The sequence below is a fragment of the Aromatoleum toluclasticum ATCC 700605 genome (assembly GCF_000378245.1).
In the GTDB taxonomy this organism is placed as follows: domain Bacteria; phylum Pseudomonadota; class Gammaproteobacteria; order Burkholderiales; family Rhodocyclaceae; genus Aromatoleum; species Aromatoleum toluclasticum.
In genome coordinates this window covers 89,891-109,882 of sequence record NZ_KB899502.1, presented here as the reverse complement: position 1 = coordinate 109,882, position 19,992 = coordinate 89,891, and the positions used below count along the sequence as shown (strand labels likewise).

General features: G+C 68.4%; 16 protein-coding genes. 2 read left to right on the top strand and 14 right to left on the bottom strand.

Annotated features, from left to right (window positions below; all coding sequences use genetic code 11):
* The first annotated feature begins 113 nt into the window (after positions 1-113).
* Both F464_RS0118880 and F464_RS0118875 read left to right on the top strand, forming a co-directional pair.
* Entirely contained in the window at positions 114-1,196 is a 1,083-nt protein-coding gene (locus tag F464_RS0118880) for an MBL fold metallo-hydrolase (RefSeq protein ID WP_018991411.1), read from the top strand.
* A 72-nt stretch (positions 1,197-1,268) separates the two neighbouring features.
* Positions 1,269-2,975 carry a class I adenylate-forming enzyme family protein gene (locus F464_RS0118875; RefSeq protein ID WP_018991410.1) on the top strand — a complete coding sequence of 569 codons (1,707 nt, stop codon included), beginning with the start codon at positions 1,269-1,271 and terminating at the stop codon, positions 2,973-2,975.
* A gap of 213 nt (positions 2,976-3,188) precedes the next feature.
* On the opposite strand, the gene F464_RS0118865 is transcribed toward F464_RS0118875, so the two are convergent.
* The 14 genes from F464_RS0118865 to F464_RS0118800 all read right to left on the bottom strand — a co-directional run bounded on the left by F464_RS0118865 (position 3,189) and on the right by F464_RS0118800 (position 19,681).
* Positions 3,189-3,962 (bottom strand): DUF2182 domain-containing protein, encoded by a 774-nt coding sequence (locus tag F464_RS0118865; RefSeq protein ID WP_018991408.1) that lies wholly within the window; start codon positions 3,960-3,962, stop codon positions 3,189-3,191.
* 64 nt (positions 3,963-4,026) lie between these two features.
* On the bottom strand, positions 4,027-4,704 hold the full coding sequence (locus F464_RS0118860) for a DUF1326 domain-containing protein (RefSeq protein WP_018991407.1): 678 nt from the start codon (positions 4,702-4,704) through the stop codon (positions 4,027-4,029).
* A gap of 36 nt (positions 4,705-4,740) precedes the next feature.
* Entirely contained in the window at positions 4,741-6,123 is a 1,383-nt protein-coding gene (locus F464_RS0118855) for an FAD-binding oxidoreductase (protein WP_018991406.1), read from the bottom strand.
* A 70-nt stretch (positions 6,124-6,193) separates the two neighbouring features.
* The gene (locus F464_RS0118850; RefSeq protein WP_018991405.1) at positions 6,194-9,397 is read right to left on the bottom strand and encodes an ATP-binding protein; all 3,204 of its coding nucleotides are present in this window, start codon (positions 9,395-9,397) and stop codon (positions 6,194-6,196) included.
* 508 nt (positions 9,398-9,905) lie between these two features.
* Positions 9,906-10,784 (bottom strand): SDR family oxidoreductase, encoded by an 879-nt coding sequence (locus tag F464_RS0118845; protein WP_018991404.1) that lies wholly within the window; start codon positions 10,782-10,784, stop codon positions 9,906-9,908.
* A gap of 37 nt (positions 10,785-10,821) precedes the next feature.
* Positions 10,822-11,973: an acetyl-CoA C-acetyltransferase gene (locus F464_RS0118840; protein ID WP_018991403.1), complete on the bottom strand. Its 1,152-nt coding sequence runs from the start codon at positions 11,971-11,973 to the stop codon at positions 10,822-10,824.
* A 3-nt stretch (positions 11,974-11,976) separates the two neighbouring features.
* On the bottom strand, positions 11,977-13,035 hold the full coding sequence (locus F464_RS0118835; protein ID WP_018991402.1) for an acyl-CoA dehydrogenase family protein: 1,059 nt from the start codon (positions 13,033-13,035) through the stop codon (positions 11,977-11,979).
* An 11-nt stretch (positions 13,036-13,046) separates the two neighbouring features.
* Entirely contained in the window at positions 13,047-14,213 is a 1,167-nt protein-coding gene (locus F464_RS0118830) for an acyl-CoA dehydrogenase family protein (RefSeq protein ID WP_018991401.1), read from the bottom strand.
* A gap of 11 nt (positions 14,214-14,224) precedes the next feature.
* Complete coding sequence (locus F464_RS0118825) at positions 14,225-14,977, bottom strand: enoyl-CoA hydratase family protein (RefSeq protein ID WP_018991400.1); 753 nt, start codon at positions 14,975-14,977, stop codon at positions 14,225-14,227.
* A 52-nt stretch (positions 14,978-15,029) separates the two neighbouring features.
* Complete coding sequence (locus tag F464_RS0118820; protein ID WP_018991399.1) at positions 15,030-16,145, bottom strand: NAD(P)H-dependent flavin oxidoreductase; 1,116 nt, start codon at positions 16,143-16,145, stop codon at positions 15,030-15,032.
* Positions 16,142-17,068, bottom strand: a complete 927-nt coding sequence (locus F464_RS0118815; protein WP_018991398.1) for an enoyl-CoA hydratase — start codon at positions 17,066-17,068, stop codon at positions 16,142-16,144. Before F464_RS0118815 ends, F464_RS0118820 begins: the two co-directional genes overlap by 4 nt.
* A 19-nt stretch (positions 17,069-17,087) precedes the next feature.
* Positions 17,088-17,888 (bottom strand): acyl CoA--acetate/3-ketoacid CoA transferase subunit beta, encoded by an 801-nt coding sequence (locus F464_RS0118810; RefSeq protein WP_018991397.1) that lies wholly within the window; start codon positions 17,886-17,888, stop codon positions 17,088-17,090.
* A gap of 12 nt (positions 17,889-17,900) precedes the next feature.
* Positions 17,901-18,767: a CoA transferase subunit A gene (locus F464_RS0118805; RefSeq protein ID WP_018991396.1), complete on the bottom strand. Its 867-nt coding sequence runs from the start codon at positions 18,765-18,767 to the stop codon at positions 17,901-17,903.
* A gap of 23 nt (positions 18,768-18,790) precedes the next feature.
* Positions 18,791-19,681 carry a VOC family protein gene (locus tag F464_RS0118800; protein WP_018991395.1) on the bottom strand — a complete coding sequence of 297 codons (891 nt, stop codon included), beginning with the start codon at positions 19,679-19,681 and terminating at the stop codon, positions 18,791-18,793.
* Between the last annotated feature and the right edge of the window lie 311 nt (positions 19,682-19,992).

The window sequence follows — 19,992 nt, the reverse complement described above, 5'->3', positions numbered from 1 at the left end:
CTGTTCCGCGAAGCGAGGCAGCATCGTCCTTTTGGACGTTTTCCTGCGACCCTGCGCCGGTCTAGATTGCAGGAACGATCGGGCATTGCCGACCGCAGCACACAGGAGCATTCATGCCAGACCACGGGCTTGTTTCGGAACCGGCGCCGGCCGGACAGGGAAAGGACGCAGGAGCGCTCGAGTATCCGTTTGCCGCGCCGGCACCTGATGGCGAAGTCGTCGAACTGGCGCCCGGCATCCTCTGGGCGCGCATCCCCATGCCGATGCAGCTCGACCACATCAACGTCTACCTGCTGGAGGACGGCGACGGCTGGCTGGCCGTCGACACCGGCCTGAACACCGGCAAATCCAAGGCGCTGTGGGAGACGATCATCGCCCGCCATCTGAAAGGCCTGCCGCTGAAAGGCCTGATCTGCACCCACTTCCATTACGACCATGCCGGACTCGCGGCGTGGTTCACGGAGCGTTTCGACATCCCGCTCTTCATGACGCACGGCGAGTTCTTCACCATGCGTGGGCTGAATGAGCAGGTGCCCGACCCGCTACCCGCGCCATTGCACCAGTTCTATCAGCGGGCCGGGATGCCGGATGCGCGCATCGACCGGATGTTCGGCGCCTTACGGCGCGACCCCTTCATGCCGCCCCAACCCCATGCCTTCCGACGCCTGCGCGAGGGCGAGGAGCTGAGCATCGGCGGCCGCACGTGGCGCATCGTGATCGGCGAAGGGCATTCGCCCGAGCACGCGTGCCTGTACTGCGAGTCCGACTGCATCCTGATTGCCGGGGATCAGCTCCTGCCGCGCATTACCTCGAACGTCCTGGTGTCCGGCGTCGAACCGGAGGCGAATCCCCTCAAACTGTGGATCGAATCGCTCGGACGCCTCGATCGCCTGGCCCCCGACACGCTCGTGTTGCCGTCGCACCAGCTGGTCTTCCGCGGCCTCAACGCGCGCGTGCAAGAGCTGCGCGAGCACCACCGCCAGCAGTTCGACATCCTGCGCGACTTCGTCGCTGGTTCAGGCAGTTGCACGGCTTTCGAGGCCATGGGACGGCTGTTCCCACGCATCCTCGGCGGCGCCGACGATATGTTGGCAATCGGCGAAACCATTGCACACCTGTCATGGTTGCGATACGAAGGCGAACTGCGACGCGTGCTCGACGATGATGGGACTTACCGGTTCAGCGCGGCGAACTGAGCGCGAGGAAAGAATCACACGCACGAACAAGGACAGCGGCGGCGGATCTGCACCGTCGCCATGGAGGGACGAATGACGAACATCATCGACGCGCTGGCCGCTGCCCGCGCACAACTGCTGGCGCCGGGTGCGCCGTTCGAGCTGACCGAATGCGAAGTCGGAGGACGTCCGGTGAAGATCTACCGGAACGCGTTTCCGAGCTTGCCGGCCCTGATCGACGCTGGCCGCGCCCATGGCGACAAGGTCTTTGTCATCTATCAGGGTGAGCGCTGGGCATTCACGCGCTTCTTCGCCGAAGTCGACGCCGTCGCTTCCGCGCTGCAGCAGCACGGCGTGGGGCGCGGCGACCGTGTGGCGATCGCGATGCGCAACCGGCCCGAGTGGGCCGTGGCCTTTGCCGCCGCGGCGCTGCTCGGCGCCGTTCCGGCGCCGCTCAACAGCTTCGGCTTGCGCGGCGAGTTGCGCACGGCCCTTGCCGACGTAGAGCCTGCGGTGCTGGTCTGCGATGCGGAGCGTCTCGAACGCATCGAAGGCGCCACGGGCGTACCCGGTTGCCGGATCGTGCTCGTCGGCGGGCAGGCGCCCGCGGGCGTGCTGTCCTATGAAGCGATTGCGTCACGGTCGCCCGAAGCACTCCAGCGGCCCGCGCTCGGCCCGGACGATCCGGCGCTGATCCTCTTCACCTCCGGCGCGACGAGCCAGGCGAAGGGCGTGCTGTCCTCGCAACGCGCCGTGTGCCAGGCCCTGTTCAACATCGACTTCATCGGCGCGATCTCCGCGATGACATCGCCGCAGGCCGTCGCGGCCCTCATGCAAAGCGGCCTCGCACCGACGACCCTCACCGCGGTGCCGCTCTTCCACGTCAGCGGCCTGCACGCGCAGTTCCTGTCGGCCTTGCGCAACGGCCGCCGCCTGGTTTTCATGCACCGCTGGGATCCCGCGCAGGCGCTGGACCTGATCCGCGACGAGAAGATCACGCAATTCAACGGCGCGCCGTCGATGGTCGCACAACTCATGGCGGCCCCCGGCTTCGACGACCCCGCGATCACAGGCAGCCTTGGCGGCCTCGGCTTCGGTGGCGCCGGCCTGCCGCAGCCGCTGATCCGCAGCGTGTTCGCCGCCCGCCCGAACGGATTGTCCGGCATCGGCTTCGGACTCACGGAGACCAACGGCGTGGGCGCCGCCGGCTCCGGGGAGCTCTTCAAATACAAACCGCGCAGCTCAGGCATCACCTCGCCCATCATCGACGTGCGCATCGCCGACCCGGACGGCAAGCCCCTGCCCCCCGGGGAGGCGGGCGAGATCTGGCTACGCGGCGTCACGGTGATGCAGGGCTACTGGCGCAATCCCGAGGAGACCGGCGCCGCACTGATCGATGGCTGGTTCCACACCGGCGACGTCGGCTATCTCGACGATGAGGGCTTCCTGTTCGTCGTCGACCGCATCAAGGACGTGATCAACCGCAGCGGCGAAAAGATCGCTGCGGCGGAAGTCGAGTCGTGCCTGCTGGAGCATCCGTCGGTGATCGAGGCGGCCGTGTTCGCGGTGCCGGACGAGAATTCCGGCGAGGCGGTGGTCGCCGCCGTCGTCGTGGATGCACCCGGCACGATCAGCTCCGAGGCGCTGCGCGCACATGTCGCCGCGCGGCTCGCGGCCTACAAGGTGCCGGTGGTCGTGCATGTGCGCAGCGACGCCCTGCCGCGCAATCCGGCCGGCAAGCTGCTGAAGGCGGAGCTCAAGAGGGCCTACGGCGGGCCCCTCGCCACGTCCGACGCTTAGGCCCGCAAGTCCAGGAACCTGATGGCGCCGTGGATGGCGCGTTCGAAGATCGGGCGGTCGGGTTTGACGAGCTGCGCCGTCCCGTTCTTCAGCCGCACGGGCAGCGCTTCCGGCGCGATCGAAATTGCGCAGGCCGAGGCGTTTGTTTGGCGACTGCCAATCTACCAACCTCCGACCCGTCAACCTCTACTTTCCCCTGATCGCGCGAAGAACCTAAAAAATGCCCGCGAGCGTCCCGCCCCCCCAGACGAGCAGCGCGACGCCGCTCGCGTAACCGAGCCAGTGCCCCACGGGGACGGTCTTCTCGCATAGCACGAGCAGCGCGAGTCCCGCGATCCAGTAAAGGTTCATCAGACCGGCGACGAACATCAGCCCCATCAGGATCCAGCAGCAACCGACGCAGACCGCCCCATGCGCGAACCCCATGCGCAGCGCGCCGCGAACGCCCGGCCGCCAATGGCAGGCCAGGAACGCCAGCGGCGTCCGGCAGTGGCGAAGGCAGCTGTGCTTGAACGGGGTGAGCTGGTAGGCGCCGGCGGCGAACAGCAGGAACGCGGCCGGGACTGCGTCGGTGGCGCCGGCCATCGGCGAGAGAATGGCGGTGCGCTCCAACCCCCACTGCAGGGCGACCGCGACCAGACTGAAGCCCGCCCAGGCGGCGAGATAGCCGAGCGCGAAAAGGCTGGTCGCGACGCGGGGATGGCCCGCGTCGCGCGGCTGGCGACTGAGCGTCGCGAACAGCAGGATCACCGGCGCCGCGCCCGGCAGCATCATCGCGATCATCATGACCCACCACATGAAGCACATCAGCACCGCATAGCCGGGCGTCCACGCCGCGTGGCTCATCCCGGACGCCGACATGCCCGTGCCGGCGCCCGCGAACAGATACGCCCACGCCAGCGCGATCGCCGCGGCAAGCGCGGCCAGGACGGCCAGGCGATCGCGCCTGAGCGCCGCCTCGAAGGCGGTGTCAGGAGGTCGCGTCATCGTTCTTCCTCCGATCATGTTCGCCGGATCCGGGACGGTTCCCTGCCGCTCCAGCTCGTGCCGCTCACGCGTCGAGCCATGCCGTGAGCCTCGATCTTTCGCGGACCATGCCGTCCTGGTTGAAGTGGTGAACGCACCAATGCGCCCATGAATCTCCGTACGCCATCTCCATGTCGCCCGTCACCGTGGTGGTGCCCAGCCCGATCTCCGCGTAGGTGAACTCGAAGCTGCCCCTGGGGCGCGCCAGCGCGATGTGGAACGGTTCGCCGTTGAATTCGTTGATCATCGCCCTGCCGCGGCTCTTCATGATGCCGGGTATGTCGACTCTCGCGGTCCTGAGCTCCGGGTTGGCTTCGAGATGAATCGGCAGGAAAAGGGTCCTGCAGGATTGCGCGCAGGTGGTCGCAAAGACCGCGAAAAGATTGCTCAGCGGCGCGCACGCCGCGCCCGAGATGATCGTTTCGAGGGCCGCGCGTTGCGCTTCGTCCGCACGTTCGTCGATGACGATCTGACGTTTTCCGTTGCCGTCCTTGATCTCGCCTGGCCACTTGTACAGCGCCGCCCAAGTGAGCCCCGCAAGCGGCGTGCCGTTGAAATGGCCTTCGACGATCCTGCCGATGAAGGCCGACTGGCAATATCCGTGCGTGCTCGGCAGGTTGAACTGGCAGCCGCAGTTCACGTTGCAGTTGCAATTGTCATAGGTTTCGCTCTTGAAGAGCCATTCGTCCCTCGAGTCGCTCATTTGTCAATCCTCCTCGCGGCATGAAAGCCGGGATGCTCAGCCACCCTTCGCCGGAACGATGTTCTGGTTGATGTGGAAGACGTTGTCCGGGTCGTAGGTCGCCTTCACGGCCGCGAGCCGCGCGTAGTTGGCGCCGTAGTTCGCGGGCGCGCGCTGATCGTCGTCGCCGGACATGAAGTTGACGTAGCCCCCTTCGCCGCCCGAGTGCGGATGGATCGCGGCGTAGTAGTCCCTCACCCACCCGATGTTCGTCGCGTCGTCGGCCGGGTCCGACCACACCCCGACGATCACCGGGGCAAAGCGCTTGTCGCGGTGGCCGAAGGCCGTCTCGTCGGCGCCGACCCGCTGCGCCGCGCCGTTGATCGGATGCAGATGCATGCTCGAGCTGATGGTCGGCGTCTTCCTGCCGTGCTCGATGTGGGCCGCGAGCGCCGCGTCGGTGAGCTCGGTGATGAAGTCCGCCTTCCAGTAATGCCGCATGCCCTTCGGCACCAGGCCGTCGAAGGCGCTCTGCAGCGCCGGGAACGGCAGGAGGCCGACCTGCTCGGCCTTCACCTCGGCCGCGTCGCGCAGCGGCCGGAGCACTCGCGCGGCCTCCTCGTGCGGACCGTTCCAGCACGTGACCAGCACGCAGAAGAGGTCCCCGACCCGCTCGGCCGGGATGAACGGCAGCGGCGGGGCGATCTGCCAGGCGAAGAAGCATCCGAGCCGCTCGGGCGCATCCGCGATGAATTCGCGGTAGCACTGCAGGACCGCCGCGGCATCGTCGAAGTCGTAGAACAAGGGGCCGCCGACGACGTCGCCGACCTCGTGGAGCTGGAACTCGAAGCTCGTGACGACGCCGAAGTTGCCGCCGCCGCCGCGCAGGGCCCAGAACAGATCCTCGTTCTGGTAATCGCTCGCGGTGACCTGCCGGCCGTCGGCAAGCACAACGTCGGCCGACAGCAGGTTGTCGATCGACAGACCGCAGCCGCGGGTCAGGTAGCCGATGCCGCCGCCCAGCGTCAGGCCGCCGACCCCGGTCGTCGAGACGACCCCGCCGGGCGCTGCGAGGCCGAAGGGGTAGGTCGCATGGTCGACGTCACCCCAGGTCGCGCCGCCCCCGACCCGCACGACCTTCCTGACCGGGTCGACCCGCACGTATTTCAATGTCGACAGGTCGATGACCAGCCCGCCATCGACCGTGCCGAGGCCGGGAACGCTGTGCCCCCCACCCCGAACCGCGAGGTCGAGGCCGGCGTCGCGCGCCGCGGCGACCACGGCCATCACGTCAGCCGCATCCGCGCACTGGACGACGGCACGCGGTCTACGGTCGTGCATCGCGTTGTAGACGGCGCGAGCGTCGTCGTAGCCGGAATCCGCGGGGGTGATGATGCGACCCCGCACCCGTTCGCTCAATGCCTTGATCGTGTCGCTCATGGCGTGCTCCTTTGCTCCCTGGAAGGATGGCTAAAGGGTGCGCGCTCGGGCGTTCCCGAAGCGTTCCGTCTTAGCCAGACTCGCTTAGCAGGCTGGTTGCTGCCAGGAACGCCGGCAGATCATGGCCCGACGGGATCGTCTCGACGAGTTCCCTCAGTTGCTCCTGCACTGTCCGATCGGGAAAGCGCCTGGCGAGAGCGTGCAGCGCCCGCAGCTCCAGCCAGGCGGCCCCTTGCGCGTGCGCGACCTCGACGGCACGGCGCAGGGACGTAGCGGCGGCTTCGGTCTCGCCGCCGCGATAGGCGAGCTCGCCGTCGACACGCCACAGCTCGGCCTCGAGATAGCGCTGCCTGCACCGCTGCGAGCACGCGAGTCCCTCGCGGGCAGCTGCGCGTCCCTCGCGCGGCTCGCCGAGCAGGCCGCGCGCCCGGGCGAGGAGAAGGAGGGTGTAGGTGAGATGCAGGGTCTCCCCTTCGGCACGCGAGCGCGCCACCGACTGCAGGATCTTGTCGATACCCCCGGCCGATCCCCCGCACACCGCCAGCCAGCCCCGCAGGGCCTCCAGGACGACGACGAGGTAGTGCTCCGAAAGACGCTTCCACAACAGCTCGGCGTCCGCGAGGCGCTCGGCGAGGCCGCCGAGGTCTTCGGATTCGGCCGCGAGGATCGCCGCATACGTGACGACGTAGGCCTGCGTCATCAGATGCTCGAGCTCCGCGGCGAGCCCGAGCGCCGCGCGCGCCGTCTCGCCGGCCCGGCCGGCGTCACCGGACCACAGCTCGACGAGGGCGAGGCGCACGAGGCACACCACCTTCGGGTCCTGCGCGTAGAGGGCCAGATGCTCGTCGCGACGGGCCTCGTCGTAGGCTTCGAGGGCGCCCTCGAGATGGTGGCGGGCCGTCGCCAGATCGCCCCGCCAGAACGCGCTCACGCCGAGGAGATAGCGGCCCTCGGTGCGGGTGACCGGATCCTCACGCCCATGCTCGAGCAGCGCGCGGGCGAGCTCGTCGCAGTCGTCGAAGCGGCAGCCCTGCAGCCGCGCGAGGCCGAGACCGCGCAGGATCGGCGGTGCCGCGGGACGGTGAAGCTTGCGGCACAGCGCGAGGGCTCGCTCGTAGAGCTGGTGCGCCCCCTTCGAGCCGTAGCCGTCGAGGGCGACGAGCGGGGAGCCGAGGCCGATCCGCAGTTCGAGCTCGAGCGCGTCGCGCCCGGGTGAGGGCGGCAGCTCGGCGAGCAGCGCGAGCGCTCGTCGAAACATCGCGACCGCTTCTTCGAGCGCCGACACGGCCACCGCCCGGCGCCCCGCGACGCGGTAGGCCGCGATGGCCGCGTCGACCATGCCGGCTTGGTCGTAGTGTGCCGCGAGCCGGGGGCTCGCCACATCCGTGTCGCCGTGGAACTCGAGCGCGATCGCCTCGGCGACCGCCCGGTGGAGCTGGCGCCGACGCGCGGGGCTGACCATCTCGAGCGCGACCGCGCGCAGCTTGTCGTGACTGAAATCGTAGGCCCGCTCCTGATCGCGGATGATCCGCCGGCGCCACAGCTCGTCGACGCGGTCGATGAGTTCGCACTCATCGATCCCGCAGGCCGCGGCGATCAGGCCGACCGGGAAGGGCCGGCCGATGACGGCCGCCACCTCGGCGAGCCGCCGGGCGCCGTCGCTCAGTTGTCCCAGCCGGGCGCGCAGCACCGCCCGCATCGTCGGCGTCAGCACCGCCTGAGCCGTATCTGCAGAAATTCCTGCCCGCAGCGCCTCGATGACGAAGAGCGGATTGCCTTCGGTCTCGCGCCAGAGTCGTGCCGCCAGTTTCGGATCGATCGTGTTCTCGGCGCGCAGCCGGGCCGCAAGCGTCGCGGTGGTGGCTTCGTCGAGCCGCTCGAGCGCCACGGTGGTCACTGCCCCGTCGTGGCCCAGGGCGTCGACGAGGCCGACGAGGGGATGATGCTGCGCGACCTCCTCCCAGCGGGCCGTACCGACGACGAGCACCGGTGCCGTCGGGCCGCAACGGACGACGAAGCCGATCAACTCGATGGTCTCGGCGTCGCACCATTGCAGGTCGTCGATGATCAGCAGGTGCGGGCGCCCGCCGGCGACGAGGGCCCGGCTCACGGCATCGAACAAGCGGTGACGCTGCGCGACGTCGCCCGACGGGCTCCGTTCGGACGGGCGGGAGGCGTCGCGCAGCTCGGGCAGGAGCCGGACGAGCTCGGCCCGCCACACCGCATCGAGCGTGTCGATATGGCTTCGGATGGCGTCCGAGCGGAGGAGGTCGACGACCGGACCCCACGGCGGCCTGCCCGCGGCCTCGTACGCACGGGCCGAGCCCACCGCGTAGCCCTCTGCCCGGACGCGGCGGCCGAGTTCGAGCGCGAGGCGGGACTTACCGATGCCGGGTTCCCCCGTCACCAGCACGAGATGCGCCCCGCGCTGCCGCGCGCCATTCCATGCCTCGACGAGCCGGCTCCATTCCGGGCCCCTACCGACGAAAGGGGATTCGGCGACGGGCAGCGCCTTCTCCCGCGCCTCGTCGCGGTCGGGGGTGCCGGCCCGCAGCCTTCGGTACAGAGCCGCGATCGCCTCGCCCGGCGCCACCGCGAGCTCGCGCTCGAGCAGCTCCGCGTAGCGGTGGTAGCAGCGCAGCGCCGCGGCCCGGTCGCCGAGCGCGAGCTGCGCTTCGATCTGGATGCGAACGGCGGCCTCCGAGGTCGGCTCCAGCTCGCTGAGGCGCTGCGCATGCCTGACGGCGGCGGCGTGGTCCTCGCGCCGAGCGGCCTCCTCCGCCAGACGCAGGAGGGCCGCATGCGCCTCGGCCCGGAGTCTCGCCCGCTCGTCCAGCACCCAGTCTTCGTAACAGGCCGGCAGCAGATCGCCCGAATAGAGGCGCGCGGCGCGTTCGAAATCGCCGGCCGCGACGGCATTGCGGAAACCGAGCACGTCGACCTCGCTCGGCCCGCCCGCGATCCAGAGCACCGTCTCGTTGCCGATCTCGACGAACTCCGCGACGTCGGGCAGGCAATGACGGAAGTCGTGGAGCAGCTTTCTGAGGTTGGTGCGCGCCTGCGCTTCGTCGGAGTCGGGCCAGAGCTCGAACGCGAGGTGCGAGCGGTGCTGCGGGGCGCCGCGTAACGCGATCAGGCCCAGAAACCGTTGCAGGCGAAGCGAGTCGAAGGCGCGCAGGCGCCGGCCGTCGAGGATGATCTCGGCGGCACCGAGCAGTCGCACCTGCAAGCGGATCGGTCGTTCGCCACCGACCCCGCTCGTTTCACTCGACATGTGGCTCTCTTTAGGCGGTTTCTCAACGTCGGCGCGTCCCGACGCTGCAGTTCGGCCAAGCACCCGGCAAGCAAACGGGAATGTCGCATTGGGCTTCGAATCCGGTCTTTGGTTCGATTCGACGCTCGGGGGCGGAAGATTTTGAACGCCACCCCGAGCCTTTCGAGCCTGGAGGTGGCGAATCGCCTCAGGCGCTCTTTTCGCCCCTCGGCAGCGGCACCGTGACCGGCGGCCCCGGTTGGCTGCACCCGGCATCACAACAGCGTCCCGGCTGCTTGTTCCGGCTGATTGCCCACGGATGTGCAGCATCCGGTTGACCGTCTTGTCCGACTTCGTCTGCGTGGCAAGCATCAACGGCGCGAGGGCCGGGTCGTGCGCGAAATCGTAGCTGACGGCCAGGGCGTTGATGCCGGGCTGCAGCGAAGGGGCATCGACGACCGCCTTCCCATTGCGCGACGGCACTCAGCACTTCGGAGCATGGAACTTTCGAAGATGCCATCGGCCCGCCTCAGCTCCCCCACACCTTCTGCGCCGGCACTGCCTCCGCGAGGATCGCGTCGACGGCCGCCCCAACTTCGGCCGGTTCCCAGCGCGCGCCCTTGTCGCGCGTCACCCCGGTGCGCCAGCCGTCGCACAACGAGATGCGTCCGCCCTGGGCCTCGAACACCTGGCCGGTGACGTGGCGCGACAGCGGGCTGCCGAGCCACACCACGAGCGGCGCGACGTTTTCCGCGGCCCACAGGTCGAAGCTGCCGTCCTCGGGTTTCTTCACCACCGCCGCCATCGCGCTCTCGGTCATCGAGGTGCGTGCGGAGGGTGCGAGCGCATTGGCCGTGACGCCGTAGCGCGCGAGTTCGGCCGCCTGGACAAGCGTCAGCGAGGCGATGCCGCCTTTCGCCGTAGAGTAGTTCGACTGCCCGATCGAGCCCTGCAATCCCGCACCGGAGCTGGTGTTGATGATGCGGGCGTCGACCTGCTGGCCGGCCTTGGCCTGGTCGCGCCAGCGGCGGCCGAGAATGTTGGCGAGGCAGAAGTGGCCTTTGAGATGCACGCGCATGACCTCGTCCCAGTCGTCCTCGCCGAGGCTCACGAACATGCGGTCGCGCAGGATGCCTGCGTTATTCACGACGACGTGCACGTCACCGAAGGCCTCGACCGCCGCATCGACGATGCGCTGCGCCGTTTCCAGCCGCGTGATGTCGTTCGCGTCGGCGATCGCTTTGCCGCCGCCCTCGCGGATCTCGCTCGCAACGGCCACGGCGGCTTCATTGCGGATGTCGTTGACCACCACGTTCGCACCTTCGGCCGCGAAGGCCAGCGCATACGCGCGACCGAGGCCACCGCCGGCCCCGGTGATGATCACGGTACGTCCGTCACAGATACCCATTGGGAACTTCTCCATTATTGTCAGCTCGAGCGCGCCTTCAAAGGCGCTCGATGATCGTCACGTTGGCCTGGCCGCCGCCTTCGCACATCGTCTGGAGGCCAAAGCGGCCACCGGTGCGTTCGAGCTCGTGCAGCAGGGTCGTCATCAGGCGTGCTCCCGTCGCACCCAGAGGGTGGCCGAGGGCAATGGCGCCGCCGTTGGCATTGGTGCGGGCGGGGTCGTAGCCGGTCTCCTTGGCCCATGCCATGACCACGGAGGCGAAGGCCTCGTTGATCTCGACGCGGTCGATGTCGCCGATGGTCATGCCGGTTTTCTTCAGAGCCGCCCTGGTCGCGGGGATTGGCGCGGTGAGGTGCCAGATCGGGTCGTCGGCGAGGACGCTGAGGTGGTGGATGCGGGCGCGCGGGGTGAGCCCGTAGCGCTTCAGGGCCGCTTCCGACACGACGAGCAGCGCCGCCGATGCATCGCAGGTCTGGCTCGACACTGCGGCCGTAATGCCGGGGAATTCCGGTGCGACCGGGTCCAGCTCGGCCATCTTTTCCAGCGTCGTCGCGCGCGGAGTCTCGTCGTGCTGGACGCCTTCCAGCGGCACGATCTCCTTCGCGAAGTAACCGGCCTCGATCGCGGCGCGCGCGCGGCGGTGGCTTTCGAGGGCGAAGGCTTCCATCTCCGCGCGGGTGACGTGCCAGTGGTCGGCGATGCGCTGCGCGGCGTAGAACTGGTTCACCGGCTGGTCGCCGAACCGCGCCTTCCAGCCGCGGCTGCCGGAGAACGGATCGGGGAAGCCGAGCGGCTGGCCGGCGAGCATCGCGGACGAGATCGGGATCTGCGTCATCGTCTGCACGCCGCCGACGGCGACGACGTCCTGCGTGCCGCTCATGACCGCCTGCGCGGCGAAATGCAGCGCCTGCTGCGACGAGCCGCACTGGCGGTCCACGGTCGTGCCCGGCACGTTGAGCGGCAGGCCGGCGGCGAGCCAGCTCGTGCGCGCGATGTCGCCGGCCTGAGAGCCGATGGTGTCGACGCAACCGAAGATCACGTCGTCGTATTCCTCGGCGGGAATCGCGTTGCGCTCGACGAGCGCCTTCAGGACGTGCGCGCCGAGGTCGATCGCGTGAACGTGGGCGAGGCCGCCCTTGCGCCTGCCGGTCGGGCTGCGCAGGGCGTCGACGATAAAAGCTTCAGCCATTCTTCATTCCCCGAAAGTTCGGCCCGGGCCGAGTGCGGCAGCGTCGCCGAGCACCAATCCGGCCACCCGGGCCTTGTGGAAACCACGGTCGCCCCAGGACGCATCGAGTGCCCAGGCGCGCTTCATGAACATCTGCAGATCGACTTCCCAGGTGTAGCCCATCGCGCCATGCACCTGGATGCCATGGCGCGCGGCCAGCCACGCCGCCTCGCCGCAGGCGAGCTTGGCGTGTGAGACCCGCACCGACACATCCGCCTCCCCATGCGCCACCGCATGCGCGGCGCGATACAGCACGGGTTTGGCGAATTCGATGCGCGTAGCCACGTCGGCAAGGTGATGCTTGACGGCCTGGAAGCTGCCGATCGGCCTGCCGAATTGCTTGCGCTGGGCGGTGTAGTCCACCGAAAGGTCGAGCATGCGCTGCGCGAGGCCCAGCAGCTGACCGGACACGGAGAGCACGCCGCGCTCGAGTGTCGCCGCCCACATCGCGCGCCCGACTTCGCCCGAAGCGACACGAGTCGCCGAATTCGGCTCCCACACGACGCGGCCCAGCCGGCGCGAATGGTCGATGCTGGGATTGGCGATGACGTCGGCCAGCGAGCGGGGCACCGCGTGCACCTCGTCGCCGTGTGCGAGCAGCAGGACGTCGGCAGGATGCGCGTCGGCGACGAGTGGATTGACCGGGTGGCCGACGGCGATGCGGATGTTGCCATCGGCAATGCGACTGAGCCATTCGTCACGCGCAGCCACGCTTTCGGGCAAGGCCGAGATGAGGCCCGTGGCGACGTAGGCAGTGTCGGCGAGCGAGTCGGGAATCGCGTAGTAGCCAAGCTCCTGGGTCATCAGCGACCACGCGACGTCGTCCATGCCGAGTCCCCCGCAGGATTCCGGCACCGACAGGGCCGTGAGCCCCTGCTCGGCAATCTTGTGACGCAGGTCGGGCGAGCGGCCGACGTCGGTTTCCCAGATCTCGCGCAGCATTTCGGGCGCCGCTTCCGTCATCAGGAAGCGGCTCACCGCCTCGCGGAAGGCGAGCTGGTCATCGGAAAAAGTGAAGTCCATGAGCGGCCCCTTCAGGATTTCGGGAGTCCGAGCATCCGCTCGGCGATGATGTTGCGCTGGATTTCGTTGGTGCCGGCGTAGATCGGCCCTGCCTGCGCGAAGAGGAAGCCTTCGAGCCAGCTCGCGCCGTCCTCGGCCTCGGGCGCTTCCGCGACGAGTTCGGCGCGAGCGCCGAGGATGCGCATCGCCGTCTCGTGCATCTTCAGGTCGAGCTCGGACCACACGATCTTGTTCGTGCTCGCCTCGTCGCCGATGCGCGCGCCTTTCGCCACCCGTCCGACCGTGTGGTAGGCGGACAACGCATAGGCCTCCGCACCCATCCAGGATTCACACACCGCGTCGCGAATCGTGGGGTCGCGGTCGGCGCTCTCGCGGTGCGCCTGGTACAGCGCCACGAGCCGTCGCGCGGTGTGCTGGAAACGGCCCGGCGAACGCAGCAACAAGCCGCGCTCGAAGCCCGCAGTAGCCATCGCCACATGCCAGCCCTGGCCTTCGTCGCCGATGCGGTTCTCGACCGGCACGCGCACATCGTCGAAGAATATCTCCGCGAATGCCTCTTTACCGTTCAGAGCACGGATCGGGCGAATGGTCACGCCCGGCGCGTCGAGCGGCACGGTCAGGAAGCTGAGGCCGTGGTGGCGGCTGGACGCCGGATCGCTGCGGAACAGCCCGAACAGCCAGTCGGCGTAGATCGCCCGCGTCGACCAGGTCTTCTGCCCGTTGAGGACGTAGTGGTCGCCCTCCCGAATGGCCTTGCTGGTGATCGCCGCCATGTCCGAGCCGGCATTAGGTTCCGACCAGCCCTGCGCCCACATGTCTTCGCTCGACGCCATGCGCGGCAGGAAGCGCTGCTTCTGCGCCTCGGTGCCGAACTCCATCAGCGTCGGCCCGAGCAGCAGCTGGCCGTTCTGGTTCACGCGCAACGGCGCGCCCGAGGCGTAATACTCCTCCTCGAAGATCAGCCACTCGATGAGATCGCAGCCGCGGCCGCCGAGCGCCTCGGGCCACATCACCATCGACAGGCGCGCATCGAACAAGCGCCGTTCCCATTCGCGGTGCTGATCGAAGCCTTCATGCGTGTCGTAGCTCGCGAGCGGCGTGCGCGGCACGTTGTCGGCGAGCCAGGCGCGGACTTCCGCGCGGAAGGCGCGCTGTCTGGGCGTAAACGCAAGCTCCATGGTGTCCCCCTTCAGAATTTCGCGTCGCGTTTTTCGACGAAGGCCCGGCGCGTTTCGGCCGAATCCGGGCTGGTGTAGGCCTGCAGCGTGAAGCCCTGCTCCCAGCGGTACTTGTCCTCGAGGTTGCCGTCCTCGATGCCGTTGAGCGCTTCCTTGGCGATGCGGATCATCTCGGGGCTCTTCGCGGCGATCTTCGCGGCGATCCCCAGCGCCGTTTCGCGCAGTTCGCTGCGCGGCACGACGCGCTCGATGAAGCCGTAGCGCTCGGCGTCGCGCGCGCCGATCTTCTCGCCGGTGAAGAACAGGTAGCGCACCTTCTGCACTGGAAACAACCGCTGCAGGTGCGCCCCGCCGCCCATCGCCCCGCGATCCACCTCCGGCAGCGCGAAGGTCGCGCAGTCGGCGGCGACCACGATGTCCGCCGCACCCGTGATGCCGATGCCGCCGCCGAGCACGAAGCCATGCACCGCCGCGATCACCGGTACCGGGCAGCGGTGCACCGCCTTGAAGGTCGCGTAGTTGCCGGCATTCACCGCGACGATGCGCTCCGGGTGGGCGTCGAGTTCCTTGATGTCCACGCCAGCGCAGAAGCCGCGGCCCTCGGCGCGGATCACGATGACGCGCACGTCCGGGCTGGCACCGAGTTCGTCGATGGTGCGCGCAAGCGCGAACCATTCGCCGCTGTCGAGAGCGTTGACCGGCGGCTTGTCGATCACCAGCTCGGCGATGCCGGCGTCGAGCCGGATTTGGATTGCGTTCGTCACGTGGGGGTCTCCAGTCTTTTCTGTAGGGTCGGGGTATCTCGTTTGTCGCGACTCAGGTCGCGGTGCTGACCTGCGTCTCGAGCCGGGCGTACAGGCGCGCGAGGCAAGCTTCGGCCTCGGCGGCAATCCCGCCGATGACTTCGTCGCAGCTCTGCAGTTCGCCGATCGCCGCGGCGACCTGGCCGCTCGGCAGGATGCCTTCGTCCGGGCGCCCTTCGACCATCGAGCGTTGCAGCAGCACCGGCTGGTTGGCCGACATCACCGTCTGCGACACGGCGCCGGCATCTTCCTTGATCGCCTGGCGCAGCACGCCGAGCATGTGCCCGAAGCTCATGCCCGTCTGCGCCTTCCACGCCCACGCGCTCTTCAGCGCGATCGCGAGGCGCCCCAGTGGGCCCGCCGCTTCGAGGCGACGGATGAACGGGTTGTCGATCATGCGGTGACGCATGCCGTCGACCGCGAGCGTCACGCGGATCTTCTGCGGGTCGTCGACGGCGACATAGCGCTGCAGCGTCGCGCGCGGCGTCGGCGCATCGGTGGTCATCAGGAAGCGCGTGCCCATCGCGATGCCCGCGGCGCCTGCCGCCAGCGCCGCGGCCAGCCCGCGTCCGGTCGAATAGCCGCCGGCCGCGATCACCGGCACCTTCACGGCGTCGAGCACCTGCGGCAACAGGATCGTGGTCGGCACGCCGCCGGTGTGCCCGCCGCCCTCGCCGCCCTGGATCGTGATCATGTCGGCGCCGAGCTCGACCGCCTTCACCGCATGCTTGAGCGCGCCGACCGTTGGGATGCACAGCACGCCGGCCTGCTTGAAGCGCGCGATGGTCTTCTTGTCCGGTCCGCGCCCGTAGCTCACCGCGCGCAGCTTGTACTGGATCGCGAGATCCACGCACTGCGCGGCGTTTTCCTGGAACATGTGGAAGTTGAGGCCGAATTTCGTCCCGCCCGTCGCGGCGATCACCTTGCGGATTTCTGCTTCGAGCTTGTGCGCCTCGATCGTCGCGCCTGCGAGGAAGCCGAAGCCGCCCGCTTTCGTGGTCGCGATCACGAGATTCGCGTCGGCGACCCAGCCCATCGCCGTCTGCACTACGGGAAAGCGGCAGCCCAACGCCTCGGTGAGGGGCGTGCGCAGCAGCTCCGAATAATCAAACAGCGTGTCGCGGTTCATGCGCCCTCTCCTGCTGTGGCGGCCTGCTTGTTGGCCTGGGCCATCGCCTTCGCGTCGTAGCCGCCCAGCTTGTCGCCCGACAGCAGTTCGTTGTGCGCATGCGCGAAGTGGTGCCAGCCGAAGGCCGCGTCCATCGCGGTGCGCTTGCCCTGCAGGTCCTCGACGTGGTTGATCGCCTGCTTGGTCAGCGCGAGCCCCATGCGCGGCTGCTGCGCGATGCGCGCGGCGATCGCGTAGGTCGCCGCTTCGAGTTCGGCACGCGGCACGACGCGATTGACCATGCCCATCTGGTACGCGCGCTCGGCCCCCATGCGGTCGCCGACGAAGAGGAACTCCTTGGCAATGCGCGGATGCAGCTCGAAGGGATGGGCGAAATACTCGACGCCCGGGATGCCCATGCGGACCACCGGGTCCTGGAAGAAGGCATCGTCGGACGCGACGATCAGGTCGCACACCCACGCGAGCATCAGCCCGCCCGCGACGCACGCCCCCTGCACCATCGCGATGGTCGGCTTCGGCAGTTCGCGCCAGCGCCGGCACATGCCGAGGTACACCTCCTGCTCGCGCGCATACAGGTACTCGCCGCCCGGCTTGTTGGTGTGATCCCACCACAAGTGGACGCGGTCGAAGGGCTTGTTGATGTCGCGTCCCGGCGTGCCGATGTCGTGCCCCGCCGAGAAGTGCCGACCCTCGCCGCGCAGCACGATCACCTTCACGGCGTCGTCATCGACGGCACGCCGCAAGGCCGCGTCGATGGCGTAGGTCATCTGCGAGTTCTGCGCGTTGTTGAACTCCGGCCGGCACATCGTCACGGTCGCGATGCCGTCCTGCACGGCGTATTTCACGGGCAGGTCGGTCTCGTAGGAGGAGGTGTCGGCGCGGCTCACGAAGTCGCCAGCGTTGGGGGTCGTCGGGGCGGTCATTGTCGTTTTCCTTGTCGGGTCAAGACGCCGGACGAATGCCCGGCGGATTGCCCTTGATCGCCGTCGCGCGCACTTCGTGGGGGTCGAGGCGGCGGATCAACGCAAGCTGGTCGGCGGTCGGATGCGCGGTTTCGCACAGATCGGGCGCCGCGATGAGCGGGAAGCCGGTCTTCTCCTGCACTTCCGCGAAGCTCACGCCGGGGTGCAGCGAGCGCACGCGCGCCGCCCGCGAGGGGCCGTCGTAATCCATCACGCACAGGTCGGTGACGACGATGCGGATCTGCATCAGGTCGTTGCGCTCGCCGTCGTTCCAGCGCTCGGGCTTGAAGCCGACGCCGGACACCATGTCGACCTCGCCCTCGACGAACACGCGGCGGCTGTGATTCGGGACGAAGAAGGAGTTGATGTGGTTGATGCTGTTGCCGGGCAGGCCGCGCACGCCGAGCATCGCCGACTTGGGCTTCGCGTAGTCGCCGACGCACGAGAGGTTGGTCTGGCCCCAGCGGTCCACCTGGGTCGGGCCGACCATCGCGTGGCGACGCCCGCCCCACACGCATTCGAACACGCGCTCGAAGGGCATGTAGCCGGAATAGCGCGGCTGGTAGTCGCCGCGCGGCCCGAGCGGGATCGGCTCCTCGACGAGGAAGGCTTCGCTGTCGGTCATCAGCAGGCCCTCGCTGTGCGTGAGCTTCGCGAGGCTCGCGCCCAGGCGCGGAATCACGCCGAGGCCCGAAGCGAGCAGCTCACCGTCGCCGCGCCAGGCTTCCGAAGCGGCGACGATCATCAGTTCGGCCAGGGTGAAATCAATTTTTTCGGTCATCGCGGGGTCTCCTCAGAACACCGGCAGCGGCAGCGTCCCGAGACGCGCGGCCCCGCCGTTCTTTTCCTGGTAGGCGGCTTCGCCCGGGGTGACGAATTCATCGACATAGGCTTGCCAGCCGCCCTCCTCGCCCGCGCTGGCGGCGTAGCGCTTGAAGTGGCTTATGTCCCAGCCGTAGTCCGACGGGCACGAGGTCGGGTGCGCGCCGAAGGGCGCTTCGACGACGCCGGTCACGAGGTAGCGCTCGAAGGTGTTGCTGCGCGCGCTCGCGGCGTCGAGCTGAAGCCGGTCCTCGACACGCTCGGCGGACACGTAACACTGCTCGGCCGCGCGCGCGAAGAGGTGGTCGAAGTAGGGATCGGGTCCGGTGACCAGCGTGTTACCGAGCCGGTCGGCGACATTGACGTGCAGCAGCGCGACGTCGAGCTTCAATGCCGGCATCGCGATCAGCACCTCGCCGTCGTCGTAGGGCGAACGGATCGTGCGCAGCTCCGGGTTGAGCTTCACGACATCGGTCGCGAGGCCGCAGCGCGTCGGCAGGAAGGGCAGGCGCATGCCGGCGGCGCGCAGGCCCCACTGGAACATGCCCTCGTCCAGCTCCATCAGATCCTTCAGCTCGCCCGCCTCGCGCGCCTTGCGGTAATACGGTTCGAGCGGGATCGCGTCGAGCGTGGCGAAGCCGAACACCAGCTTCTTCACCTTGCCGGCGGCGCACAGCATGCCGACCTCGGGACCGCCATAGGCGACCACCGTCAGGTCCTTCACCGGCGAGCGCAGGATTTCGCGCACGATCGCCATCGGCTTGCGCCGCGGGCCCCATCCTCCGAAACCGATCGTCATGCCGTCGCGCAGCGCGCCGACGACATCCGCGGTAGTCATTCTCTTGTCCATTTGCGTGGTCCTTATTGCTGTCCGGCCGAGAAGTCGTGGCCCCACAGGCTCACGCGCGTGAACTCGAAGGCGGTGTGGCGCGACCAGTCGACCTGCAAGCCGCCGAAGCCGTACTCCAAGTCGAAGTCGGAAGGCGTCTTCATGTAGAAGGAGATCATGCGGTCGTTGAGGTGCTGCCCGAGCGTGGCCGACAGCGGCACGCCGTGCGCGGTGCGGCGGTCGTGCGCGCGCCCGACCTCGGTCATCGAATCGACTTCCACCATCACATGCACGCAGCCCGACGGCACCGGGTATTCCGCCAGCGCGAGGCTGTGGTGGCGCGCGTTGGCGCAGTGCAGGAAGTGGATGCGCACCCCCGGGCTGGACGGATCGGGGCGGAAATTGAAGATGTCCGACACGCCGAAACCGAGCACATCGCGGTGGAAGGCGATCGTCTCGTCGAAGTTCGGCGCCGGCAGCACCGTGTGGCCGAGGCCCATGTCGCCGGTAATGAAGCGCGGCACGCCCTGTGGCGACACGAAAGGCAGGCAGTCCGAGCGATGCCCCCAGCCCAGTTCGTGCCGGTTGCCGGAGGGGTCGGTGACGATCGCGATCGCCTGCATCCCGCGCTGCTCGCACAGCCCGGCCGAGGCCGGCTCCCATTTCGCGCGCTTCTGCTCGAGCACCGTGATCGCGGCATCGAAGGCGCGTTCGTCGGCGAGTTCCCAACCCGACGCGACGTAACGGCGCTCCGGCCCTTCGGCCGCCAGCATGCGGAACGGGCGCTCGTCCATCTTCACGTACAGGCCGCCCCCGGGTGCCGGCGACGTCATCATTCCGAGTACGTCCTGCGCGTAGCTCTGCCATTGGGCAAGCTGATCGGTTTGGGTGACGATATAACCCAGACCGCGAATATCGATCATGTCTCCGGCTCCCATGAGCCCGGCCCTTGCCGGTATGGAAGCCATTTTCGCGACGAGCCGCGGCACGCTCATCGTCCGTTGAGACTACGGATCGCCTCGGGAAGCCGGATCGCTGGGCGCTTGGAGCCTCTTCTTCCCGCTTGCGGCCACCGACGGTCGCGCGAGGAATTTCTCGACCTTCCTGTTCCCCGGCGCGCACTACCGTCGGGCGACTTACCGGCAGATGGACTGGAGCCTCCTCATCACTGCAGCAGGTTCGCCGACGATCCCGCGTCTGGATGCCGGGACACGGCACATCGCGGCCACGCCGC

Bases quoted from the DNA above. Each gene is read 5' to 3' on its own strand.
- F464_RS0118875 (WP_018991410.1), top strand. From the start codon at position 1,269: ATGACGAACATCATCGACGCGCTGGCCGCTGCCCGCGCACAACTGCTG.
- F464_RS0118860 (WP_018991407.1), bottom strand. From the start codon at position 4,704: ATGAGCGACTCGAGGGACGAATGGCTCTTCAAGAGCGAAACCTATGAC.
- F464_RS0118850 (WP_018991405.1), bottom strand. From the start codon at position 9,397: ATGTCGAGTGAAACGAGCGGGGTCGGTGGCGAACGACCGATCCGCTTG.
- F464_RS0118840 (WP_018991403.1), bottom strand. From the start codon at position 11,973: ATGGCTGAAGCTTTTATCGTCGACGCCCTGCGCAGCCCGACCGGCAGG.
- F464_RS0118830 (WP_018991401.1), bottom strand. From the start codon at position 14,213: ATGGAGCTTGCGTTTACGCCCAGACAGCGCGCCTTCCGCGCGGAAGTC.
- F464_RS0118880 (WP_018991411.1), top strand. From the start codon at position 114: ATGCCAGACCACGGGCTTGTTTCGGAACCGGCGCCGGCCGGACAGGGA.
- F464_RS0118865 (WP_018991408.1), bottom strand. From the start codon at position 3,962: ATGACGCGACCTCCTGACACCGCCTTCGAGGCGGCGCTCAGGCGCGAT.
- F464_RS0118805 (WP_018991396.1), bottom strand. From the start codon at position 18,767: ATGACTACCGCGGATGTCGTCGGCGCGCTGCGCGACGGCATGACGATC.
- F464_RS0118810 (WP_018991397.1), bottom strand. From the start codon at position 17,888: ATGACCGAAAAAATTGATTTCACCCTGGCCGAACTGATGATCGTCGCC.
- F464_RS0118820 (WP_018991399.1), bottom strand. From the start codon at position 16,145: ATGAACCGCGACACGCTGTTTGATTATTCGGAGCTGCTGCGCACGCCC.
- F464_RS0118835 (WP_018991402.1), bottom strand. From the start codon at position 13,035: ATGGACTTCACTTTTTCCGATGACCAGCTCGCCTTCCGCGAGGCGGTG.
- F464_RS0118815 (WP_018991398.1), bottom strand. From the start codon at position 17,068: ATGACCGCCCCGACGACCCCCAACGCTGGCGACTTCGTGAGCCGCGCC.
- F464_RS0118800 (WP_018991395.1), bottom strand. From the start codon at position 19,681: ATGATCGATATTCGCGGTCTGGGTTATATCGTCACCCAAACCGATCAG.
- F464_RS0118855 (WP_018991406.1), bottom strand. From the start codon at position 6,123: ATGAGCGACACGATCAAGGCATTGAGCGAACGGGTGCGGGGTCGCATC.
- F464_RS0118845 (WP_018991404.1), bottom strand. From the start codon at position 10,784: ATGGGTATCTGTGACGGACGTACCGTGATCATCACCGGGGCCGGCGGT.